Raw genomic sequence first — 22,300 nt, 5'->3', positions numbered from 1 at the left:
GAGGGCCGTGACGGGTGCTCGGACGCCACGGCGTTGAGCTGCGCCGTCTGTCGCCTGCCCTCGATAACCGGTGCGCTGATGGTGATCCGTAAGAGACCGACGACAATAAAGCAGGAAGAGGATGTCACCGTGCCAATCAACGCGCGCGACCTTGCGCTAGACACGCTGCTGTTAATGACCGTCGCCACGCTGGTGCTTATGGGCGTGATTGGCTGTCTCATGGGGTTGTCCACCTCTCACCCGCTGTTTGCCGTCGCGCTGGTGCCCGATGCGGCGCTGGCAACGTCCCTGGCCGGTGTCGGCGTGCTGGCCAGTCTGCAGGCGTGGCGGCGCGTGCGATGGCTGTGTGCCCTGGCGTTGACGGGGCTGGCGCTGTATACCCTCGGTCACAACGCCCTTGCCGCCACGTACAGCCCGTCCTGGGTAAGCGGCCAGGAACGCATGAGCAGTCTGGGCTCGTTGATGCTGCTGGTGGTGGGCCTGGCGCTGTGGTGCGGCCAGTCCACGTCCAGGCGTCGGCTTTTTTGGCTGCTCAGCGGACTGGGGCAGTGGGTGTTCGGCGGCTTGCTGCTGGTCAGGTTGTGGGCGGGGGCCGAACTGGATCATCCCACCTTCGCGTCGTCCCCGGTGGCGGTGGTGGTGTTTACGCTGCTGCTGGGCACCGCCATGGTGGCGTCTTACCTGCGCCGGTCGCCCGGGCCGCTCAGCCTTAACCGCACGACAGTGCTGGCGTGCCTGGTCGGGGTGGCCGCCAGCAGTCTGGCATGGGGGATACTCAGCCTGCAGCAGTTCAACGGTACGCAGCAGCAGGCCCGATACCTGCTGGACAATGTGCAGCTGAACGCCGAACAGGCGGTCAAATCCCGGCTGCAGCTGTTGCAGCGCATGGCCGAACGCATCGACGCCGCGCCGAATGACTTCGATCGCGAGCGGTTGACCCGTGATGGTGAAAGCTATCTGCGCGATACTCCCAGTCTGCAGGCGATTGCTCTGGTTGACGAGCGCTTGAATCCTGTCTGGTTTCATTCCCGCACACCGCCAAGCGAAGCGTGGCTCCGCCAGCAGCTCGACAAGCCGGCGGTGCCCAAGTGGTTATCGGTACCCTTCGACCGGCCCTGGGTAGTGATCTCTGATCCTGGCACCCCAAGCCTGGCGTTTGTGGCCATGCCCCTCGCCCAGCGGGATCAGCGGCTGGTGGCAAGCCTCGACCTGAGCGTGCTGCTCAACCATGACTTGCGCCTCGAGCTGGGACCCTTTCAGATCAACATACGCCGCAGCGGGTCGCGCCTGCTGATGCTGCAGCCGCCTGGCACACAGGCAGATCGGGACTTACATCCGGGTCGGATATTGGCGACGCGCAATGCGGGGTTGCCCGGCGGGGTCAGCCTGCGCCTCGAAGCGCTGGCGGGCAGCCATTACAACTGGTACCTGGCCGGTTTTGCCCCCGTGGTGGTCGCCATGGTGGGGCTGATGCTCAGCGGTTTAGTGGCGTTTTGCATCGGCCTGGTGGGCGCCAGTATCGCGCGGGCGAAAGAGCTGGCGGAGGCGCGTCAATACCTTGAGGATCAGCAGCACATCCAGCGCATGATTGCCCAGCAAGCCCCCCTGGACGATATCCTGGAAAACCTTTGCCGGCTGCTCGAGCGCCAGCTGCCCGGTGCGCTGTGTTCGATCATGATGGTCAATAACGCCAGGACGCACTTAACTCTGGCGACGGGGTCGCGCCTGCCCACGGCGTTCCGGGAGGCGATTCAACAGGTGGCGATCGGCCCGGCGGTGGGGGCGTGTGGTACGGCGGCTCATCACCGTTGCCAGGTGATCTGCAAGTGCATTCAGAGCGATTCGCGCTGGCAGGGGTATCATGACGTGGCTCGCCGAGCCGGCCTGGCGGCGTGCTGGTCACTGCCTGTCGTCGGCAGCAACGGTCAACTGCTGGGGACCTTTGCCACCTATTACGGCCAGCCCCGGGCGCCCAGCGAGCGTGACGCCCGGCTGATCGAGAAAGCCGCCGGCCTGATGGCCCTGGCGGTCGAACGCTTTCAGGTGCGCCGCTCGCTGGAAGAAAGCGAGCAGCGCTATCGGTCGTTGTTTACCCGCCATCCTGATGCGGTCTTCTCGCTGGACGAGCAGGGACGGTTCGTCACCGCCAATGCCACCTGTGCGTCTATCAGCGGTTACCCTATCGACGAGATTATCGGTCGCCATTTCCACTTTCTTATTGCCGATGACGGCATCGAAACCGTGACGCAACGCTTCGAGGCGGTCATGCAGGGCAGCATCATCCGCTACGAGCTGACCATCCGCGATCGCGCCGGTCAGCCGCATATCATGGATCTGATCAACCTGCCCATCGTGGTCGATGGCGAGATTCAGGGGCTTTATGGCATTGCCCAGGAGGTCACCGAGAAGCGCCAGCAGGAATCCCGGTTGCGCACCCTGGAGCGCAGTGTGGAAGCCAGCGTCAACGGCGTGGTGATTGCCGACGCCACCCGGCCGGACATGCCGATCGTGTACGCCAACCAGGCCTTTGCGACGATGACCGGCTATGACCATGCGGAGGTGCTGGGGCGTAACTGCCGTTTTCTGCAGGGCAGTGGTACCGACCCGAGCGCGGTGCAAACCATCCGCGATCATCTGACCGAACACCGCGACGTCCACGTTACCCTGCGCAACTATCGCAAGGACGGCAGCCTGTTCTGGAATGATTTATACATTGCGCCGGTACGCAGTCCAGACGGCCAGCTGACCCACTATGTGGGCGTGCAGCACGACATCACCGAGCATAAGGTGTTTGAAGAACGCCTGGCCTACCATGCCACCCACGATGATCTGACGCGGCTGCCCAACCGCTCGCTGTTCGAAGAGCGGTTAAGCAACGCCTTTGCCCAGGCCAGTCACCACCAGCATGCGGTCGGCGTGCTGTTCGTCGATCTGGACGACTTCAAGCCGATCAACGACAACCTGGGCCACGCCGTGGGGGATCGCGTGCTGGAAGAGGTGGCCAACCGGCTGATCGACGCGGTGGACGAGCAGCACCTGGTGGCCCGCCTGGGCGGTGACGAATTCGTCATTCTGCACCCGTGCGTGGCGGATGAACCCGAGGTGGTGGACGTCGCCGACCGGCTGCTGGCCACGCTGTCGCGCCCTTACATGATCGACGGGCACGAGCTATACCTGACCGCCAGCGTCGGCATTGCCATCAGCCAGACAGACACCACAGAGCCGCAGATGCTGATCCAGCAGGCGGACATGGCGATGTACAAGGCCAAGCAGCAGGGGCGTAATGCCTACCAGTGGTTCACCGACGCCTTTACCGACACCGCCAGCGAACGCCTGGTATTGCGTAATGACCTTCAGGAAGCCATCGAGCGCGAGGCCTTCGAACTCTACTACCAACCGTTGCTCAATCGCGAAGGGCGACTGGTGGGCGTGGAAGCGCTGCTGCGCTGGCGGCATCCGACCAAGGGCTTTATCTCGCCGGCACGCTTTATTCCCCTGGCGGAGGCCACCGGTCAGATCATGCCGATCAGCGAATGGGTGCTGGAGCGCGCTTGCCGCGACATGCAAACCCTGACTGAGCAAGGCCACGGCAAGATGTCGGTGGCGGTGAACCTGTCACCCTTGCAGTTCCAGCGGTCGAGCTTTCTCGCCACGCTGCGCCGGACGCTGGCGGCGACCGGATTGCCTGCCCGGCAGCTCACCCTGGAGCTCACGGAGGGGGTGTTGATGGATGACACCGAGGCAGCCATCGAGACCTTGCATGCCTTGCGACAGATGGAAATCGGGGTGGCCATCGACGATTTCGGCACCGGCTTTTCGAGCCTTAGCTACCTCAAGCACCTGCCGATCAGCACGGTAAAAATCGATCGCAGCTTTATTCACGAGCTCAACCAGGGAGACGGCGATGCCGCTATTGTCAAAGGTATCATTTCCATGGCGCACCACCTGTGTCTGAGCGTAGTGGCCGAGGGCGTTGAAACCGCTGAGCAGCATCGTCGACTGTTGGACTATCATTGCGATGCGTTTCAGGGCTTCGGATTGGCCAGGCCCATGCCGCTGAAGGCCCTGGCCGCGTTTATCGATGCCCTCCACGAACCGTCAGGAGCCGCCGGTGACCACGACAGCCAATAGCGTGCCCCCTCCGTCAGGTGGGTGGTATCTTTATTTACTCGAATGCCGGCGGGGTACGTACGTCGGCATCACCAACGATTTGAACAAGCGCTACCGTGCCCATGCGGCGGGTAAAGGCGCACGGTTTACCCGGGCCAACCCACCGCTGGCCCTGCTGGGCGCGCAGCCGTTTCCTGACCGGGCCAGCGCCAGCCGCGCCGAATACCGGCTCAAGCGCCAGTCGGCTCAGCAAAAACGTGCCTGGGCCGCGCAGTGGCCGTGCCCGGGTTATCCGGGCGGTGAGCCCGACGCGACGGTATCCAACTAACGGCGTGTGCGATGGCAGGAGGCACCATGCATATCTTTTATTCGGACAAAACCCGGCTGCGCCAGGCGCGAACGGAGCTGCACGACGGCGTGCTGGTCGCGCCTTTCGAATGCCCCGAACGGGTCGACCTGGTGTTGAAGCAGCTTCAACAGGCGGCCGTGGGCGAGCTGCACGAGCCCCGCGCCTATGGCCTGGAGCCGGTGCTGGCCGTGCACGATGCGGGCTACGTCAACTTTCTGGCGGACTGCTGGCACGAGTGGGTGGCGGCCGGCCACGAAGGTGAAGCGATTCCCAATATCTGGCCCGCCCGCACGATGCGCAGCGACCATCTTCCTCAGGCGATAAGCGCCAGGCTGGGCTATTACGCCCTGGCGGCGGAAACCTCAATCACTGAGGGAACCTTCGAGGCGGCCATGGCCAGCAAGGACATTGCTCTGGCCGCCGTCGAACATACCCTTGCCACCGGCGAGCCGAGCTTCGGGCTTTGCCGTCCGCCGGGTCACCATGCCGCCTTTGACCAGTTTGGCGGCTACTGCTTTTTCAACAATGCGGGCATCGCCGCCCAGCAGGCATTGCGTCAGGGCAAGCGCCGCGTGGCGATTCTGGATGTCGACTTTCACCACGGAAACGGCACCCAGCAGCTGTTTTATGCACGCGACGACGTCCTGTTCATCTCGCTGCACGGCGACCCGGAGGTCACGTTTCCTTACTACCTCGGCTATGCGGACGAAACGGGGCAGGGCAAAGGAGAAGGCTTCAACGTCAACTATCCGCTGCCACCGGGCACCAGCGTGGCGACCTGGATGGCCGCGCTGGATGATGCCCTGGCCACCATTGCGCGCACCCAGTGCGACATGCTGATCGTCTCCCTGGGGGTGGATATCTTCGAGGGCGACCCGATCAGCGCCTTTACCTTTACCAGCGACGACTTCGTGCTGCTGGGGCAGCGGCTTGCCGAGGCGGGGCTGCCCACGGCGCTGCTGATGGAGGGCGGCTATGCGGTGGATGACATTGGTGTCAATGTGGTCAATGTGCTACAAGGCATTAAACAGGGTGGCCGCTAACGTGCAGGAAGGTGACAACCCGGGACAATTCCGGCAGGCTGGTGGCCTTTTAACAGGCGGGGAGTGATGGCGTGGCCGTTTACGGCGGTATTCAAGCACATGAATTGGAGCGTTGGCTCAATGCCTTGACCAACGCCGCCTACGATCGACGCTGTCCGCTCTCCAAGGTGCACGGCGGCAACGCCCGTGCGCGAACGGCACGCCAGGATTTGCTGTATATCGCCAATGCGTTTCGCAGCGGTCAGCAAAGCCGCGAAGACAATGCCCTGGCCCTGGGGCGCTGGTGCGAAAGCTACCTGACCGAAGCGGAGTGGTACATTCTGGCGGGGGCGCACCACAAGGCAGACACGGCGGAGAGCGCGCCGGAAAGCCTGTCGGCCGAGGCGCTGCGCCAGCACCGCGTCGGCTAGTGCCATTAATCAGACAGTGGGCGAGAGTATCTGTACGCTGATACAATGGATAGATGCACAGTGCTTTCGTGACCCCCACCGCGTCGCTCGACGATCCTCTCTACTACCTGACGAACTTTCGCTTCGTGCTGGCCTGGGTAGGCGAACGCCACGGCGACCTGCTGTCTGGCGACGAGCGTGATTTTCTTGACCAGTTCGCACGCCTGCCTCAGCCCGCCCAGGCGCTGCTGGTGCGCATGGTGATGCGCAAGGGCGAGCTGTTTCGGCTCAGCAAACTAAATTACGTCGAAGTGGGCGATAGCGCTTCCGTCATGGTGCCCCTGGTAGCCCTCGGCTGGGTCGATGATGATCCGGTACTGAACCTCGACGAGCTGTTCAACCAGCTGCGTCTCGCCGAGCTGCGCCTGGGGCTGGCCGAGGCGATTCGCGCTGCCGGGGGGAGTACCGCCAGCGCCAAGACCGTCCTCTACGCGACCCTGTCAAGCCAGCCTCACGATGCCAAGCGGCTTTGCCAATGGTGGCCCGACGCCGCAGATCCGGTTGTGCGCCTCAAGGTCATGGATATCTGTGACCGCCTGCGGCTGATGTTCTTTGGCAACCTGCGCCAGGACTGGGCCGAGTTCGTGCTGACCGAACTGGGGCGGCAGCACTTTGAGACGGTGCCGTTTACGCCGCACTCCCGCGCTTTCCAGTGGCGCCATGAGGTGAATCTCTACCTGGATCTCCATCGCCTGCGCCAGCGTCTTGATACCGGCGAGCGGCCCGCCGACCTGTATCCCGAGGTGCCGCCGCCTGCGCATAACCGCTGGCTGGACGCACGGCGTGCGCGGCTGTTGCTGCAGCTCGGCCGCGAGGCAGAGCGTAGCGGGGAGGCGTCGCTGGCGCTGACGCTGTATGGCGATGCGGGTAGCAGCGACGCGCGCATCCGCCAGCTGCGGCTGCTGGAGCGCCAGGGCGAACATCAAACGGCGTTTGAACTGGCGATGCAGGCACTGGAGAGTCACCCCAGTGAAACCGAACGCCAGGCGCTGGCGCGAATTCTGCCCCGTGTGCAGCGGCGGCTGAAACGCTCCGTGGTGCCGAGCGATCCGGAGCCTGCCCATGAGCGCTGGGACCTGCCATTGCCCGGCCCGCAACGCGTCGAGCGCGCCGTGGCTCAGGCGTTAAGCGCGCCGCATGCGCCGGTCTATTACGTGGAAAACAGCTTGGTGACCGGGCTTTTCGGGCTGCTCTGCTGGCCGGCGATTTTCGCCCCGCTGCCAGGTGCGTTCTTCCATCCCTTTCATCATGGCCCGGCGGATCTGTACCGCGAGGATTTCGTGGCGCGGCGGCGGGATGCCTTCGATGCCTGCCTGGCGCGGCTGGACGACGGCAGCTACCGCGAGGCGATGAGGGCGACCTGGCGGGAGAAATATGGCCTTGCCTCGCCCTTTGTGCACTGGGCGATTGTCGATGAACCGCTCATCGAGCAGGCCCTTGCGTGTATTCCCCCCGAGCACTTGAAGCGCTGTTTCGAGCGACTGCTGGGCGATCTGAAAGCCAATCGGGCAGGGCTTCCGGACCTGATTCAATTCATGCCCGAGGCCCCGGAGGGAGAGCCTCGCTACCGGATGATCGAAGTCAAAGGCCCCGGCGACCGGCTGCAGGATAATCAGCGCCGCTGGCTCGCGTTCTTCCATCGCTGTGAGATGCCCGTGGCGGTGTGTTACGTGCGCTGGGCGGCAAGCGACGAGCAGCCGGCATGAGCGCGACCTATCGCGTCGCCGTGCGCGCGCTGTGCGACTTTACCGCCCGGGAAGGCGATCTCGATCACCGCTTTACCCCGGCGCCCAGCGCCCGGGAAGGCATGGAAGGCCACACCCTGGTGGCCAGCCGCCGAGGCGACGACTACCTCGCGGAGTTGTCGCTGTCGGGCGTTTATGAAGAGGACGGTTTTGCAGGACTCACCGTCACCGGGCGTGCCGATGGTTTCGATCCTACGGCCAACCGCCTGGAAGAGGTCAAGACCCATCGCGGCCGCCTTGAGCGCATGGCGGACAACCAGCGTGCGCTCCACTGGGCGCAGGTGAAGGTATACGGCGCGTTGCTGTGTGCCGAGCGGAGGCTGGAGCGGGTTACCCTGTCGTTGGTGTACCTGGAGATCGCCAGCGGCAAGGAGACCCTGATCAGTCAGGACGCCACTGCCGACGAACTCCAGGCGTTCTTTGCCGAGCAGTGCCAACGCTTTCTCGCCTGGGCGCAACAGGAAGCCGACCACCGCCAGCGCCGGGATAGCGCCCTGCAATGTCTGCGCTTCCCCCACGCGTCGTTTCGCCCCGGGCAGCGTGAACTCGCCGAGGACGTCTACAAAGCCACGCGCACCGGGCGCTGCCTGCTCGCCCAGGCGCCTACGGGCATCGGCAAAACGCTGGCCACGCTGTTCCCCATGCTTACGGCCATGCCGCGCCAGCCGCTCGACCGCATCGCCTTTCTGACCATGAAAACCCCCGGTCGCCGCCTGGCGCTAGACGCCTTGGCGACCCTGCGCGGCAGGCGCGATACGGTCGAGGCCCAGCCCCTGCGGGTACTGGAACTGGTGGCCCGGGACAAAGCCTGCGAATACCCCGATCGCGCCTGCCACGGCGAGTCGTGCCCGTTAGCCGCCGGCTTTTACGACCGCCTGCCTGCCGCCCGCGAAGCCGCCGTGGCGCAGCAGTGGCTGGATCGCGATGCGCTGCGTGACGTGGCGCTGGCTCACGACGTCTGCCCGTATTATCTGGGCCAGGAGCTGGCGCGCTGGGCGGATGTGATCGTCGGTGACGTCAATCATTGGTTCGACAGCCACGCGTTGCTGCATGGTCTGGCCCAGGCCAACGACTGGCGGACGGGCGTGCTGGTCGACGAAGCCCATAACCTGGTCGAGCGCGCTCGCGGCATGTACAGCGCCGAACTCGACCAGCAGCGCTTCAATCGCGGACGCCGTGCGGCACCCAAGGCCCTTGCGAGGCCCCTGGAACGTTTGGCCCGCCAGTGGCAGGCGGTGTTCAAGGAGGCCGGGGCGGAAGAAGCGGGGGAGCCGGGAAAGCCGACCTATCACCTGCTCACCACGCTGCCCGACAAGCTGGTCAGCGCGGCTCAACAGGTGGGTGCCGCCATCACCGACCACCTGGGGGAACACCCCGAAGACGCCAGCCTCGAGCTACAGGCATTGCTGTTTGAAGCGCTGGCGTTTTGCCGCCTGGCGGAGCGCTTTGGCGAGCACTCGCTGTGTGACCTCACGCGCTACGGGCGAGGGCGGGCCGTATTGGGGCTGCGTAACCTGATCCCCGCCGATTTTCTCGCCCCGCGGTTCCATACGGCCCGTTCAAGCGTGCTGTTCTCGGCAACGCTTTCTCCTGCTCACTACTATCGGGATCTCCTTGGCCTGCCGGACAACACGGTATGGCGGGAGGTGGCCTCGCCCTTTGCCGCGCGTCAGTTGGAAGTGCATATACGCCGTGATATCTCCACGCGCTTTCGCGATCGGGACGCCTCTATTGAGCCGATCGTGGCGACCCTGGCGGCCCAGTATCAGCGCAGGCCCGGGCACTACCTGGCGTTCTTCAGCAGCTTTGCCTATCTGGAGGCAGCGCTTATGAGGTTTCGTGAGGTGCACCCGGCAGTGCCGGTTTTCAGCCAAACCCGCGGGATGCCGGAAGCCCAGCGCGAGGCATTTCTGGCGCGCTTTACGCCCGGCGGCAAAGGCATCGGTTTCGCGGTGCTGGGCGGTGCCTTCGCCGAAGGCATCGACCTGCCCGGCGACCGACTGATCGGTGCCTTTGTCGCCACCCTGGGCCTGCCGCCGTTCAACGACTTCAACGAAGCGCTCAAGGCGCGGCTCACCGCGCGGTTCGGCCAGGGTGACGACTACGCCTACCGCATTCCCGGCATGATCAAGGTGGTTCAGGCCGCCGGACGGGTCATTCGCAGTCCAGACGACGAGGGCGTTGTGGTATTAATGGATGATCGTTTTGCCCAGACCGGCGTGCGCGCGCTGCTGCCAAGCTGGTGGCAACTGGGCAGCCACGCCTCTCGCTAAGGGACTTGCACGACCCATGACGGATCTACTCTGGTACCAGTATGCGCTGATCGGACTGATTTTCGCCTGGAGCGGTTTCGTGCGCACCAGCCTGGGCTTTGGCGGCGCCGTACTGGCGCTGCCTTTCCTGCTGCTGGTGGTCAACGAGCCGCTGGTGTTCCTGCCGATCATTGCCATCCACCTGCTGATTTTTTCAAGCTGGATCGCCTGGCGCGGGCATCGCCAGGTGCAGCAAGCAGGGGCGAGTACCACCTCGCCGGAGAGCAATATCGACTGGGGCTATCTGTCCCGCGCCCTGAAAATCATGATCATTCCCAAGCTGATCGGCGTGGTGGGGCTGCTGACGCTGCCTGCCCAGGTGATGACCAGCATCATTTTCGGCATCGTCATCATCTATGCCATCGGCTATGTGCTCAACAAGCCGTTCAAGAGCAACAACAAGTACGTAGATTATGTGCTGCTGGCGCTCGGCGGCTATGTCAGCGGGACCTCCCTGATCGGTGCGCCGCTAATCGTGGCGGTATTCGCGACTCATGTTGCCAAGGAGCAGCTACGGGACACTCTGTTTGTGCTGTGGTTTATCCTGGTGGTGATCAAGATGGTCTCGTTCCTGATCGCGGGCGTGGACCTACAGCTCATCCACCAGCTATGGCTGCTGCCCTGTGCGTTCATGGGTCATTTGGCGGGCGAGAAAGCCCACCGCTATATGCTCAAGGCGGACACCGGGCTGTTCTTCCGGGTGCTGGGCGCGGTGCTGATCGTGGTCAGCGTGGTGGGGTTGATTCACCCGCCGGGGTGAAGCGGGAAGCTGCCTGTTGACTATCTGGCGGGCAAACAAAAAACGACCACCTGCTCAATGAGCTAAGTGGCCGTTTTTCTAACATATCTGGTCGGAATAGCAGGATTCGAACCTACGACCTCTGCCTCCCGAATCCACTTCTCTTCATATGTGTCCTGAAAAATCAATACGTTAACGCACTCCGCCCCGCGTGTACGTGACCCTTCGTGACATGAACGGCCATAGCGTGACCCACGTGCGTCACGTTTTGGTCACGCGTAACAGATTGCCCGAATAGTGAACAGAAGCTGAACGTAGCCATCCCGGCTAGCTTCCCCGGGCAGCACAATGGAGGAAAGCGCATGCCACTCTTCGGTAGTGATCTGGAGGTGTCGGGTAAGTTGCTGGTCGATGGCCAGCTCACGCAGCCCAGTAGGTGCCATCTGATCGGCGACCAGCTCGGCTTGCTTGCTGTTGGTTTCCTGGACAGTGTACTCAGCGACATTGTCCCCCAGATCGAGGCCCATCAAATACTCGACCGTCACGTCCAGAACCTTGGATGCCTGCAGCAGCTGGCTACGTGTCAGTCCGCGTTCGCCACGCTCCACGCGAGAGACGCGCGCCTGGTCGACGCCAATCCGCTCAGCCAATTCCATTTGATTCAGACGCTTGGCTTTCCGTGCAGCACGAAAACGAGAAGAAACGATTTCCATAGTCATCTACTGAAACAATGAGATTACTGAATTATGCCTGTTTAGCATTCTTATGTCTTTTTATATGTATTAACGACATTGGGCATGTAATCACCAGGGGGCTTTATGCAACTTCGACAAGCTAGGCTCAACGCCGGGTTAACCCAGAACGCGCTGGCTGAAGCCATCGGCTGCAGTCAAAGCGATATCAGCCGAATCGAGAGTGGACAGCGCGATATCACGCTGGAGCGGCTCAAGGCTATCGCTGCAGCGCTGGGAGTTCCAGTGGCGCAACTGCTCGCCGACGAGGTGGCCTGATGGCTGCCCCGGCGCATGCCTGGATGCCGCTCTCCGCTTTCACCGACCGGCGTCTGGGCGCACGGGATATGCGCGTGCTCGGCGCGCTTTATGCCCATGCGGATACCGAAAGGACGTGTTGGCCTTCCGTGTCAACGCTGGCCGCATTGACCGGCATCGACCGCCGCGACGTTCAACGGGCTATCCGGCGCCTGGAAGGCTTCGGGTGGCTGACGGTCGAGGCGGGAGGCGGTCGCGCCGCAACCTCTCGCTACCGGCTATGGCAGGCATCACAAACAGCGGGTGATCCGCCCGCCGATATCCAGAGAAGGGCGGGTAAAGCACCCTCCGTTGAAGACGAAAAGGCGGGTATTTCCACCGCTGTTGATTCACCACAAAGGGCGGGTGAAGCACCCACCATATCGCCTAAAAGGGCGGGTGAATCGTCACAAAAGGGCGGGTGTTTTACCCCTGAAACAGCGGGTGATTTAACCGCCCGAACATACCAGGAACAAACCAGGAACATTAACCCCCCTTCTTGCGCAACGGACATGAGCGCAAGCGAGCCGAAGGCGAAGCGCGGGGAAGCTGCTCGGGAAGCGTCCTTTGCGGACTTCTGGCGAGCCTACCCGAAACGCCGGGGCAAGGCGGACGCCCGCAAGGCCTGGATGAAGCTCGCGCCCGACGAGGGGCTGACCGAGCGGATCCTGCAGGCTGTGGCACAAGCTCGGGCCTCGCCGGACTGGCGAAAGGAGGGCGGGCAGTTCATCCCGTACCCGGCGACATGGTTGCGCAGGCGCGGCTGGGAAGACGAACTGGAACCCGACATCGAGCCGCTGGTGGGGGCTCGGGGGCCGCACCACGGCGAAGCACAGCGTATCGGCGGCACTCTGGCCGCGCTGGATTCCCTGTTCAGAGGAGAGCAAGAACATGCACAACACGACGTTCCAGAAGGGCATGGCCTACCTGTCGGCCGCGTATGGCACTGAGCTTAGCCGGGAGCGGCTGGCCGTTTACTGGGATCAACTGGCCTACATGGATGATGACGCCTTCCTGGCAACCGTGAAGGCCCATGTTGCCAGCCGCCCTCGCTTCCCTGTGGTTGCCGAGCTGCGGGATGCCTACCGACAGCGCTGCCAGCCGCAAGCCTGTGTCCACCGTTTGCCGCGCGCCAGGCGGGTCGATGAAGACAATGCGAGGCGCGTACTGCAAAACCTGAAGACCCAAGTAAGGAGACCCTGCCCATGAGCGCGAGCGAACACCAAGAGCAGGTAGCGCTGTTCAAGTGGGCCGAGTACGCCGTAGGGCGTTGGCCGGTTCTCGAACTGCTCTACGCCATCCCGAATGGCGGCATGCGGCCGTCAAAGGCGCGCACGGACAAGCGTGGACGAATGGTGCGCTACTCGGTTGAGGCCCAGAAGCTCCGCGCAGAAGGTGTGAAATCCGGCGTGCCGGATATCTGCCTGCCGGTGCCGAGTGGCCCGTACCACGGCCTTTACATCGAGCTGAAGACGCGCCGAGGACGGCCCAGCGAGGCGCAACGGCAGTGGGTGGCTGCCCTTGTCCGCCATGGCTACCGGGCCGAGGTGTGCCGCGGATGGGAGGCGGCACGCACCGTCATTGAAGACTACCTGGGTGTGGCAGGCGAGGTCGCCACGGTTGCCGCACCTGACCGAGCCATTTACCACCCTACTCCACGCCCAGAGCGCAACCAGGCCGAGAGGATGCCGACATGACCGCTACTGCACAGACTGAAGGCCGCCGCCACGATGCTGCGATGATTCACATCAGCCCGGATGGCCAAACACTGCCCGTTGACGCCCGCGTCGACGCGCTGACCACCAAGGTCAAGAAGATCACCACCACCGACGAAGGCAAACTACAGATCGTCCTTGAATCGGAGGGCATGGATCAGGAGGCGCTCGACCAGGTCAAGGAGCTGCTCACGCTTCAGCAGCAATCCCTGGTGCTGGTCAGCATGACGCCGGTACAGCGGGAGCTGTTCTCATGATTCGCAAAGCGGCATTAGCCGCCATTGTGACGATTGCTGCCCCGGTGTGGGCAGAGGCCGCACCGCTGGACGACGCCATCGCCTTGGTGCAGCGCGCTCATCCCGTGCTGGCGGCTGAGTACGCCGAGTACCGGGAGACGACGCGCCAGCACGATTGGTCGAGCGACATCACGCTGGGCTGGACGCAGCGCGGTACCGTCGAGGGCGGCGCTGCTGGCGCCAATGCTGGCATAAGCGTCTCGATTCCGCTGTTCGACCGCAGCCATGAACTCCGCACCGCTGAGGCCCGTAGCGCCTGGACAGCCAGCCGTGACGGTGTGCTGACGGGCTTCTTAGCCAGCGTTTCGGAGCTGGAGGCGCTGGCGCTGAAACTGGCCGAAGCCGAGAGGATGCGGGATTTCCGCCGCGACCGGCTGGAATACCAGCGCCGCCAAGTGGAGGAAGGCATCGCCGAGCCGGATAGCCTATGGCCGGTCGCCGAAGCGATGGAGCTGGCGGATCTGGACTACGCCGAGCGGCAGGCCAAACAGCAGGCGCTCAGCGAACGCATTGCCCGTGAATTTGGAGGTGAACAGTGGACGACGTTACGGGATTTGTTGGCCGAGCACGTGAATCGGAAGGTGCCCTGAGCGCCATTCGACGTGGTGCCAATGTGCTGATCCAGGGCCGGGCGGGCATCGGCAAGTCCGCTTTCCTGCGCCATCTTCACGGCCAGCTGAAAGACGACGAGCTGCCGGTCGTGTTCGTTCCCGCAGGAACGACCAAGTCGAGCCTGCTCGAACTGGCCCGCCAGATTCATGAGCGTTGCGGCCTGGCCGTGCCAGAGGCCATGCTGCCACCGCGCACGCTGGCGCGCGTCAAACGCGAGGGAAGCCTGCCCTGGGCAGATCTGGTGCGCCCGCTGCGCCGCCTGCCCGTCGCCGATACCGTGGATCTGCTGGAAGGAAGCCTGCGACGCCAACGCTTCCTTGTGCTGCTGGAAACGCTTGAGGTACCGCCGAGCCAGGCCGAACTGTTTGCCGTCATTCTCGACTGCGCCCAGGTAGTCGCGTGCATGGACGACGCCAATCGCCGTACGCGCATCGAGCGGCTGCTGTGGCGCTTCCAGACCACTGTGGAGCTCAAGCCGCTGCCGCTCGACGACAGCCGCGAGCTGGCCGAGCGATGGCTAACCTTGCGCCCGTTGCGTTTCTCCGACGAGCGCACCCGTGACCGGTTCCTGCGCCACGTTGCTCAGGCCGGAGGCGGTATCCCGGCAGCGATCCGCGGCATGCTTGAGGAAGCCGACAAGGAGGGCGAGATCACCCCGGCCAAGGCGCGCTCGCTCTACCATGAGGCAGGCATTCGCTATGTGGATATGACCCCGCTGCTGGTGATTTTGCTGGTGATCGGCATGGCCAGTCGCTATATCAGCCGTGGCCTCGGCGACACCCAGATGTTGGTGCTTTCCGGCGTGGCCACGGCGATCTTCATGGGGCTGCGATTCTTTTTCTTCCAGATGCGGAGTCGTCGCTGATGCTTGCCCCGACCCACATGGTGGCCGGACAGGCCGCGTTCGTCGCCTTGAGCCTGGCGGTTGGTCACGCGCCTAGCTGGCCGGAGGCGTGTCTGGCCGCCGGAGCCGCCTTGCTGCCGGATCTCGACAAGCGTCATGGCGTCGTCGGAAGGTTGTTTCCATGGCTATCGGAGCCACTGGAGTACCGTTTCGGCCACCGCACCCTGACCCACTCGCTGCTCGCCTGCATCGTACTCGCCATGCTGCTCTGGCCGTTGCTGCCCCACGGCCTTTGGCTGGCGGTTGTGGCAGGATACACCTCGCACCCGGTGGCGGACATGATGACCCCGGCGGGCGTGGGATGGTTCTGGCCAGCGCGCTGGCGCTGCGTGCTGCCGGGCAATGAACGTTATCGCATGCGCGCCATGGGTTGGGGCGAGCTGGCCTTCGCCGCGATCCTTGCGGTGGCCACGATACCGCTGCTCGGTATGGCACAGTCCAAGCCCGGTACCGGAAGCGTGATCGCCGCTGCCATTGGCGATATTGCCACTGCCAGAACCCGGTACGATGCGGAGAAGGGCAACAACCGCTGGTCGCTGCGCCTTGAGGGGCGCGACAACCTCACGCTTGCCGACGTGAACGGCAATTACCCGATAATCGGACCCTGGAAGGCCGCTGGCTTCCTGATCGACACGGAGGGCGGGCCGCAGACCGTCTGTCGCAGCGGCGACTGTAACTGGTATGCCGAAAGCGCTGTGGCAGTCAAAGGTGAGCGACAGGAAACCCTCACGCGCCATATTGACGCCGAGCACACCTCGCCAGCGGCTCTGATGAACGCGCTCAAGCCGCTTGAGGCGTCAGGCGAGGTCTACCTGATCGGTAGCCTCACGGCGCGAGGAATTGCCGCACAGGCGCCCTCAGTGGCCGTCAGCGGCGACGATGTAAGCCTCTCTTACGCCGAACCCAGGGTAATCGAGAGCTGGGGCGCGCGCCCCCTGCGCGACCTTTTGATCACCGTGCAGGTTCGCCACTCACCGGGCGACACCGTCCCCAAGCTAGCGCTGAGCGAGGAAACGGCGGGCGTGATACCCGCTGAATTACGCCCATGGCTGCATGAAGATGACAAATTTTCTCGTGACAGGTAGGTAACATGAATAAAACACAAGTAAGAAACGCGATCCGGCGATTGGCGACCCGGCATGGACGACACAAGCGAATGCCGCTGTTCTGGACAGTGGCCGTCGTCGCCCTTATCTTGCCCTGGCTACTGCCCGATCTCGGCAGCAATGATGGCGCCCCCTGGTCGGGAAGCGCCACCGCAGACCGCTTGAGCTGTCGCGTGCAGAGTATCTATGACGGCGACACGATGACCGTCCGCTGTGCCGGACAAGAAGAGAAGGTGCGTCTCTACTGCATCGACACCCCTGAGATGGGACAGCAACCCTGGGGGCGCCAGAGCCGCGACTATCTGCGCAGAATCACGCCCAACCAGGTGGAGATCGTCACTCACGATCGCGACCGCTACGGGCGTCTTGTCGGCGAAGTGCTGTCAGGAGGACGCAGCCTGAATCTGGCAATGGTCGAAGCGGGGCAAGCTGCAGTCTACAATCGGTACTGCAGCGAAGACCGCTACTCGGCGGCAGAGCGGCAGGCTAAATCGACAGAGCTGGGGATTTGGGCTGAGCCGGGGTTGCACCAGCGTCCGTGGGATTGGCGGTAGCATTTCACCTATTAAAAAACTTATCTTATTGAATTTATTTTTTCTGGGTATGGGGTTCTACATGCTTTATGAAGTCGTGAGATGATCCGAACGCAGTTTCATGTTTCTTGCTCCCTATGCTCAATGAAATTTTAACCAAACTGGAAGGTGGAAATTGCAGAATTTACTTAAAGACCTTGAAGCTCTTTTGCAGCGAGACCAATCTTTTATATCAGATGGAGCGATCCTCAAGAACGCTGTGGTCGAGGCGGCGCTGAATATGGATACGCGGCTGCTGGAATTGCTGATGCAGTCCGAGACGATCAAGGAACATTTCTTCACTGAGGTGGCGGGCGCTTTGGTCTTCGACAAGGTGAAGTTTCAGGACTTCGTGTCCAACAAGGCTTTCCTGCCTGACAGCTACACGGCCTTCAAGAACCGAATCGGGCTGACGGATGGACGCGGCGACTACCTAAACCAGTCGCGCGACGTGGTGCTGGCGTGGCCATACAAAGACTGCGTGCTGGAAGGCGGAATGACGAAAGAGGATCAGGGTTGCAACGAGGTGTTCTGGAACACGACGTTGGCTCCAGACGACATCACGCGGCTTTTTGAACCCAAGGTAATGACTGGCTGGGAGCGCTGGGATGCCGAGGCCGTGGTGGCGGGTAAGCCTAAGTCCGTGGGCGAGGTGTCGGAGGACGACAACCTGCTAATCAAGGGCAACAATCTCCTGGTGCTTCATTCGCTGAAAGAAAACTATGCGGGCAAGATCGACTGCATCTATATTGACCCCCCTTATAACCCGCCCTCAAAATCGAATACCTTCCTCTACAACAATAGATTCAATCACTCCTCTTGGCTGACATTTATGAAGAATCGGCTTGAGGTAGCAAGGCAGCTTCTAAAGCACGATGGATCACTGATCGTAGCTATTGATGAGAACGAGTTTTTTTATCTCGGTGTGCTGCTGAAAGAGGTTTTCCCCAATCACGAAGTGCATTGCATTTCAGTCGTGCATAACCCCCGTGGCGTGCAGGGCGCAAACTTCTCCTATATCAACGAATACGCATTGTTTGTCATTCCGAAGGCGAAGAAGTCGATTGGCGGCAGGGTGATAGATGATGAAGAAGTCGATTGGTCTAACTTTCGAAACTGGGGCACTGAAAGCGAACGCAGTGATGCAAAAAACTGCTTCTATTCCGTCAAAGTAAAGGACGGGGAAGTAATAGGTTTCGGAGAAGTCCTGCCCGATAATGAACACCCAGAACAAACTGTCGAAGGTGAAGACGGTGTTTTTGAGGTGTTCCCCATTGACACTAAAGGCGACGAGCGCAAGTGGCGATATGCCCGACAGTCAGCTGATGAAATCAAGAACCTGCTGAGGGCAGTTTGGCGAAAGGGTCATTATGAGATTGAGCTTGGGAAGAACTTCGGGATGATGCGAACCGTCTGGCAGGATCGCCGATACGATGCCAACGGCTACGGCTCGCAGTTGTTACGTGAGATTGTGCCCGGCTGTGACTTTACCTTCCCAAAGTCACTTTGGACTGTTCATGACTGCATCAAAGCGGTGGTAGGTGAAAAGAAAACGGCCAAGGTGCTAGATTTCTTCGCAGGTAGCGGTACAACTGGCCATGCGGTGCTTGAGTTAAACAAGTCGGACAATGGCCGCCGCACTTTCATTATGACCGAGCAACTTGACTATGTAGAAACATGCACAAAACAACGCATTGTAGAGGTCATCAAGCGCGATAGACTGAACGCCCGGTTTGTCTACGCAGAAGCCATGCACTCTAACGCGGCCTTTGTCGACCGGATCGGAGCGGCCTCGGACATGACCACGCTGCAAGCCATCCATGCTGATATCCAGGCCACCGGCTATCTGCGCTATGACGTAGACCTGAGCGGGTTCGATACCGACGACTTCGCAGCACTTCCGCTTGCAGACGCCAAGCGCGTGTTGATGGACTGTCTTGATGCCAACCACCTCTATGTCGATCTCGGCTCCCTTGGCGATGCAGACTTTGACATCTCTGACGAAGACGCTCGCGCGACTCGCTCTTTCTATGGGGTGGGCAAATGAGCCAGACGCTAAACGACAAACTCGACGGGGCGGTTGAACTTGGGCTCCTCAAGAAAGACATCCCCGACTATGTGACGGGCAACCTTGAGGCCACGATCGACCTGCGGCCCTACCAAGTCACAGCGCTGGAACGTTGGCTCTACTACATCGAAGATTTCCCACAGCGCCCGACCAACCCGCACCTGCTATTCCACATGGCAACGGGCAGCGGCAAGACGGTGTTGATGGCGGCGCTGATCCTTGACCTCTACCGGCGCGGCTATCGCAATTTCTTGTTCTTCGTGAACTCCGCCCAGATCATCGAGAAGACCAAAGAAAACTTCCTCAATCCAGCATCGGCCAAGCACCTGTTCGCGCCCACAGTGCGCATTGACGACAAGCCGGTAGAAATCCGCGCGGTGGAGACCTTCGACGCGGTAAACATGGACGTGATCAACATCCACTTCACCACCATCCAAGGTCTTCACACTCGGATGCAGGCCCCGAAAGAGAACTCCGTCACCATTGAAGACTTCCGCGACTACAAGGTGGTGATGATCTCGGACGAAGCGCACCACCTGAACGCCGAGACCAAGAAGACGCTGACCAAGGGCGAGGCCCAGGACAAGGCGAGTTGGGAAAGTACGGTGTCAGAGATTTTCCATCAGCATCCCGAGAACATGCTGTTGGAATTTACCGCGACCGTGGACTTGAACAACGAGGCGATCCGGGCGAAGTACCACGACAAGATTTTATTCGACTATACCCTGCGGCAGTTTCGAGAAGATGGTTATTCCAAGGACATCGAGTTGCGTCAGGCTGATTTGCCCCCCGAGGCCCGGATGATGCAGGCGATGGTTCTGAGCCAATATCGCCGCAAGGTAGCCGAGGCATACGGGCTCCATTGCAAGCCGGTGATCTTGATGAAGTCCAAGACAATCAAGGACAGTGCCGACAACGAGGCCGCGTTCACATCGATGGTAGCCGGGTTGACAGGTGAGGCGCTGGACACGCTTAGGACGGACTCTGAAGGAGATGAGACGCTTTCCCGTGCTTTTGGCTTTATTATGGATGAAAGGGCCATGCGCGGCGCGGATTTCGCTCGTGAGCTGCGGGGAGATTTTGCGCCCGAGAAGGTTGTGAACGTAAACAACCCCAAGGATTTGGAAAACAGACAGATTGAGCTGAACGCGTTGGAGGACCGGGACAACGAGATACGAGTGATCTTTGCTGTCGATAAACTGAACGAAGGCTGGGACGTGCTGAACTTGTTCGACATTGTGCGGCTGTATGACACCCGCGACGGCAAGGCCAATAAGGTGGGAAAGACCACGATGGCCGAGGCGCAGTTGATCGGACGCGGGGCGCGATACTTTCCCTTCACGGCCCCTGACCAGGCCGACGCGGCTCGGGAAAAGCGCAAGTATGACAGCACGATGGAACATCCGCTGCGCATCTTGGAGGAACTGCATTACCACTGTTCCCATAACCCCAAGTATATCCAAGACATCCGCAACGCCCTACGCGAAACCGGGATGCTGGATGAGACTACTCAGACAGTGCAGCTTCGGCTCAAGGACAGCTTCAAGCAATCGACGCTCTATATGTCGGAACATGTCTGGGTGAATGATCGGATCAGGAATCCACGCGAAGATGTGGCGGGGCTAGATGCTTACAAGATTCAAGCCACATTTACCTATCCCAGGCTCATGACAGGGCGAGTGACAGAAGGCTCTGCATTTGGCGGTGGGCAGTCGACGATGAAACAGCCGAGCAAAGAGCCCGTGTCCCGCGACTTCAAGCTAGCCGACTTTGGAAAGGCCATAATAAGCTTTGCGATGGACGCCAATGACTTTTTTCACTTCTCCAATCTGCAAGCCTATTTCCCGAAACTCGCCAGTGCATCGGAGTTTATAACCTCTGATACCTATCTGGGCGGCGTGACAGTGGTTGTGTGTGGTCTGCCTGATGACTTGGACAATCTAGCCTCGCGGCAAAAACTGGACATAGCGCAATACGTTCTGCACCAGATCGAAAGCGGCGTGAAACACGAAAGTATTGAATATGTTGGTACGAGAGAGTTTAGGCCTCAGAAGATTAGCGAATGCTTCACAGACAAGACGTTAAAACTGCGCGCGGAAGGCGAGACAGGGTTGAGTTGGGTAAAAGGTGAAACCAACGTGCCGGGCTTGGATCAGATAGACTTGGCGGCAAAGGATTGGTATGTCTATGACGACAGTTACGGTACAGACCAGGAAAAATATTTTATCAAGTATTTGCACGATCATTCTGACCGTCTACGTGCACTGTATGAAGACTTTCATCTACTCCGTAATGAGAAAGCTGTAAAACTATTTGATTTCGAGACTGGGCAAGTATTTGAACCTGATTTCCTATTGTTTTTGCGGCGCACTGAAGGTGGGAGTGAAAACATCATGCAGCTATTTATTGAGCCAAAAGGTAGTCACCTGACGGCTCAGGATAAATGGAAAGAGGATTTCCTAAAGCAGTTGAAAAATGAGGCGAAGATGCATGTTTTCTTTCAAGGTAAAGACTACAGGATACTCGGGCTTCCCTTCTTTAATAACTCTTCGCCTAAGATTGAGGAGTTCAAGGCTGATTTTTCCTCAATAACAAGTATTGATAGGTAAAAATTCTCTATCCTGGGTGAAGTGCACTTTAGTCGTAACAGGCCGTTGAGGTTTTGTCTTACAGGGATGTAAGAAATATCTTACACCGGAATCTTCTAGAGTAGGCTAGGCTAATGTTGCATGTCGCCTGAATATTGCGTTTGAACAAGGAAAGTCACTCGCCTGAGTTATGCGTCATGTAGTCAAGCTGCTCCGGGTTGTGTGTTGTCATGCAGCCTGGAGCACACTGCAGGTCGTTTAGCTGAGATTTGGTATGCTTGAAATTTTATCGTATCCTAATTACTTATTTGTATATTTATCCACTCGCTGAGAAGCGACAGGAGACACATCATGACCAACGGCTACACCACCTTCGATAAAGCTCAGCCACCCATCGGCCTTCCCATCGTCTGCCTTTTCTGGTCTGCTGATATGCCTGAATCGCGCATGCATCATCGAGCCAACGCCATGAGCAAGGCGATCCGCCGTTCCGACGGCGAGATTTACTACCATGCCGACACCAGCCCTGGAATGGGTAGAATCCGAGGCCGGTTGATGGGCTGGAAACGCTGCTGGTGGTGATCCAGCACCCAGGAGGATTCTCATGACTGATATCGATGGCGGACGCGGCAACGACGCCAAGCCTAAGGAGTAGGGTGGCCAC

At 60.6% G+C, this 22,300-nt stretch carries 20 protein-coding genes; 19 read left to right on the top strand and 1 reads right to left on the bottom strand.

Going from position 1 to position 22,300, the window contains the following annotated elements; all coding sequences use genetic code 11:
* Positions 1-129 precede the first annotated feature (129 nt).
* The 7 genes from QC815_RS09430 to QC815_RS09400 all read left to right on the top strand — a co-directional run bounded on the left by QC815_RS09430 (position 130) and on the right by QC815_RS09400 (position 10,768).
* Entirely contained in the window at positions 130-4,131 is a 4,002-nt protein-coding gene (locus QC815_RS09430; RefSeq protein ID WP_309768215.1) for a bifunctional diguanylate cyclase/phosphodiesterase, read from the top strand.
* Positions 4,112-4,438 (top strand): GIY-YIG nuclease family protein, encoded by a 327-nt coding sequence (locus QC815_RS09425; RefSeq protein ID WP_230447734.1) that lies wholly within the window; start codon positions 4,112-4,114, stop codon positions 4,436-4,438. Before QC815_RS09430 ends, QC815_RS09425 begins: the two co-directional genes overlap by 20 nt.
* Before the next feature lie 26 nt (positions 4,439-4,464).
* On the top strand, positions 4,465-5,502 hold the full coding sequence (locus QC815_RS09420) for a histone deacetylase family protein (RefSeq protein ID WP_309768211.1): 1,038 nt from the start codon (positions 4,465-4,467) through the stop codon (positions 5,500-5,502).
* A 71-nt stretch (positions 5,503-5,573) separates the two neighbouring features.
* The gene (locus tag QC815_RS09415) at positions 5,574-5,912 is read left to right on the top strand and encodes a hypothetical protein (protein ID WP_230447736.1); all 339 of its coding nucleotides are present in this window, start codon (positions 5,574-5,576) and stop codon (positions 5,910-5,912) included.
* 53 nt (positions 5,913-5,965) lie between these two features.
* A complete protein-coding gene (locus QC815_RS09410) occupies positions 5,966-7,657 on the top strand; it encodes a VRR-NUC domain-containing protein (protein ID WP_230447737.1) in 1,692 nt (563 codons plus the stop codon).
* On the top strand, positions 7,654-9,969 hold the full coding sequence (locus QC815_RS09405; protein WP_309768207.1) for an ATP-dependent DNA helicase: 2,316 nt from the start codon (positions 7,654-7,656) through the stop codon (positions 9,967-9,969). The genes QC815_RS09410 and QC815_RS09405 overlap by 4 nt, the downstream gene beginning before the upstream one ends.
* A 16-nt stretch (positions 9,970-9,985) precedes the next feature.
* Positions 9,986-10,768: a TSUP family transporter gene (locus tag QC815_RS09400; protein WP_309768205.1), complete on the top strand. Its 783-nt coding sequence runs from the start codon at positions 9,986-9,988 to the stop codon at positions 10,766-10,768.
* 251 nt (positions 10,769-11,019) lie between these two features.
* Here QC815_RS09400 and QC815_RS09395 read toward each other — a convergent pair whose 3' ends face one another.
* Positions 11,020-11,460, bottom strand: a complete 441-nt coding sequence (locus tag QC815_RS09395) for a helix-turn-helix domain-containing protein (protein ID WP_309768203.1) — start codon at positions 11,458-11,460, stop codon at positions 11,020-11,022.
* A gap of 105 nt (positions 11,461-11,565) precedes the next feature.
* Between QC815_RS09395 and QC815_RS09390 the strand changes: the two genes are divergently transcribed.
* The 12 genes from QC815_RS09390 to QC815_RS09335 all read left to right on the top strand — a co-directional run bounded on the left by QC815_RS09390 (position 11,566) and on the right by QC815_RS09335 (position 22,218).
* A complete protein-coding gene (locus QC815_RS09390; RefSeq protein ID WP_309768201.1) occupies positions 11,566-11,757 on the top strand; it encodes a helix-turn-helix domain-containing protein in 192 nt (63 codons plus the stop codon).
* On the top strand, positions 11,757-12,725 hold the full coding sequence (locus tag QC815_RS09385) for a helix-turn-helix domain-containing protein (RefSeq protein WP_309768199.1): 969 nt from the start codon (positions 11,757-11,759) through the stop codon (positions 12,723-12,725). The genes QC815_RS09390 and QC815_RS09385 overlap by 1 nt, the downstream gene beginning before the upstream one ends.
* Positions 12,667-12,984, top strand: coding sequence for a 3CxxC-type zinc finger protein (locus QC815_RS09380; protein ID WP_309768197.1), 318 nt, complete (start codon positions 12,667-12,669; stop codon positions 12,982-12,984). Before QC815_RS09385 ends, QC815_RS09380 begins: the two co-directional genes overlap by 59 nt.
* Positions 12,981-13,472 (top strand): VRR-NUC domain-containing protein, encoded by a 492-nt coding sequence (locus QC815_RS09375; RefSeq protein ID WP_309768195.1) that lies wholly within the window; start codon positions 12,981-12,983, stop codon positions 13,470-13,472. The genes QC815_RS09380 and QC815_RS09375 overlap by 4 nt, the downstream gene beginning before the upstream one ends.
* A complete protein-coding gene (locus tag QC815_RS09370) occupies positions 13,469-13,747 on the top strand; it encodes a hypothetical protein (RefSeq protein ID WP_309768193.1) in 279 nt (92 codons plus the stop codon). Before QC815_RS09375 ends, QC815_RS09370 begins: the two co-directional genes overlap by 4 nt.
* Positions 13,744-14,376 carry a hypothetical protein gene (locus QC815_RS09365; protein WP_309768192.1) on the top strand — a complete coding sequence of 211 codons (633 nt, stop codon included), beginning with the start codon at positions 13,744-13,746 and terminating at the stop codon, positions 14,374-14,376. The genes QC815_RS09370 and QC815_RS09365 overlap by 4 nt, the downstream gene beginning before the upstream one ends.
* Positions 14,322-15,263: a P-loop NTPase family protein gene (locus tag QC815_RS09360; protein ID WP_309768190.1), complete on the top strand. Its 942-nt coding sequence runs from the start codon at positions 14,322-14,324 to the stop codon at positions 15,261-15,263. Before QC815_RS09365 ends, QC815_RS09360 begins: the two co-directional genes overlap by 55 nt.
* Positions 15,263-16,387 carry a metal-dependent hydrolase gene (locus QC815_RS09355; protein ID WP_309768188.1) on the top strand — a complete coding sequence of 375 codons (1,125 nt, stop codon included), beginning with the start codon at positions 15,263-15,265 and terminating at the stop codon, positions 16,385-16,387. Before QC815_RS09360 ends, QC815_RS09355 begins: the two co-directional genes overlap by 1 nt.
* 5 nt (positions 16,388-16,392) lie before the next feature.
* Positions 16,393-16,962, top strand: coding sequence for a thermonuclease family protein (locus QC815_RS09350; RefSeq protein ID WP_309768186.1), 570 nt, complete (start codon positions 16,393-16,395; stop codon positions 16,960-16,962).
* Positions 16,963-17,116: 154 nt separating this feature from the next.
* Positions 17,117-19,027, top strand: a complete 1,911-nt coding sequence (locus QC815_RS09345) for a site-specific DNA-methyltransferase (protein ID WP_309768185.1) — start codon at positions 17,117-17,119, stop codon at positions 19,025-19,027.
* Complete coding sequence (locus QC815_RS09340; RefSeq protein WP_309768183.1) at positions 19,024-21,657, top strand: DEAD/DEAH box helicase family protein; 2,634 nt, start codon at positions 19,024-19,026, stop codon at positions 21,655-21,657. Before QC815_RS09345 ends, QC815_RS09340 begins: the two co-directional genes overlap by 4 nt.
* Before the next feature lie 330 nt (positions 21,658-21,987).
* Positions 21,988-22,218 (top strand): hypothetical protein, encoded by a 231-nt coding sequence (locus QC815_RS09335; protein ID WP_309768181.1) that lies wholly within the window; start codon positions 21,988-21,990, stop codon positions 22,216-22,218.
* Positions 22,219-22,300: the final 82 nt, after the last annotated feature.

The sequence above is a fragment of the Vreelandella gomseomensis genome (genome assembly GCF_031451645.1).
Lineage (GTDB): Bacteria > Pseudomonadota > Gammaproteobacteria > Pseudomonadales > Halomonadaceae > Vreelandella > Vreelandella gomseomensis.
The sequence above is the reverse complement of the archived record's forward strand: the minus strand, read 5'-3'. Positions and strand labels throughout refer to the sequence as shown.

Bases quoted from the DNA above. Each gene is read 5' to 3' on its own strand.
- QC815_RS09420 (WP_309768211.1), top strand. From the start codon at position 4,465: ATGCATATCTTTTATTCGGACAAAACCCGGCTGCGCCAGGCGCGAACG.
- QC815_RS09410 (WP_230447737.1), top strand. From the start codon at position 5,966: ATGCACAGTGCTTTCGTGACCCCCACCGCGTCGCTCGACGATCCTCTC.
- QC815_RS09405 (WP_309768207.1), top strand. From the start codon at position 7,654: ATGAGCGCGACCTATCGCGTCGCCGTGCGCGCGCTGTGCGACTTTACC.
- QC815_RS09400 (WP_309768205.1), top strand. From the start codon at position 9,986: ATGACGGATCTACTCTGGTACCAGTATGCGCTGATCGGACTGATTTTC.
- QC815_RS09395 (WP_309768203.1), bottom strand. From the start codon at position 11,460: ATGGAAATCGTTTCTTCTCGTTTTCGTGCTGCACGGAAAGCCAAGCGT.
- QC815_RS09390 (WP_309768201.1), top strand. From the start codon at position 11,566: ATGCAACTTCGACAAGCTAGGCTCAACGCCGGGTTAACCCAGAACGCG.
- QC815_RS09385 (WP_309768199.1), top strand. From the start codon at position 11,757: ATGGCTGCCCCGGCGCATGCCTGGATGCCGCTCTCCGCTTTCACCGAC.
- QC815_RS09380 (WP_309768197.1), top strand. From the start codon at position 12,667: ATGCACAACACGACGTTCCAGAAGGGCATGGCCTACCTGTCGGCCGCG.
- QC815_RS09375 (WP_309768195.1), top strand. From the start codon at position 12,981: ATGAGCGCGAGCGAACACCAAGAGCAGGTAGCGCTGTTCAAGTGGGCC.
- QC815_RS09370 (WP_309768193.1), top strand. From the start codon at position 13,469: ATGACCGCTACTGCACAGACTGAAGGCCGCCGCCACGATGCTGCGATG.
- QC815_RS09365 (WP_309768192.1), top strand. From the start codon at position 13,744: ATGATTCGCAAAGCGGCATTAGCCGCCATTGTGACGATTGCTGCCCCG.
- QC815_RS09355 (WP_309768188.1), top strand. From the start codon at position 15,263: ATGCTTGCCCCGACCCACATGGTGGCCGGACAGGCCGCGTTCGTCGCC.
- QC815_RS09350 (WP_309768186.1), top strand. From the start codon at position 16,393: ATGAATAAAACACAAGTAAGAAACGCGATCCGGCGATTGGCGACCCGG.
- QC815_RS09340 (WP_309768183.1), top strand. From the start codon at position 19,024: ATGAGCCAGACGCTAAACGACAAACTCGACGGGGCGGTTGAACTTGGG.
- QC815_RS09335 (WP_309768181.1), top strand. From the start codon at position 21,988: ATGACCAACGGCTACACCACCTTCGATAAAGCTCAGCCACCCATCGGC.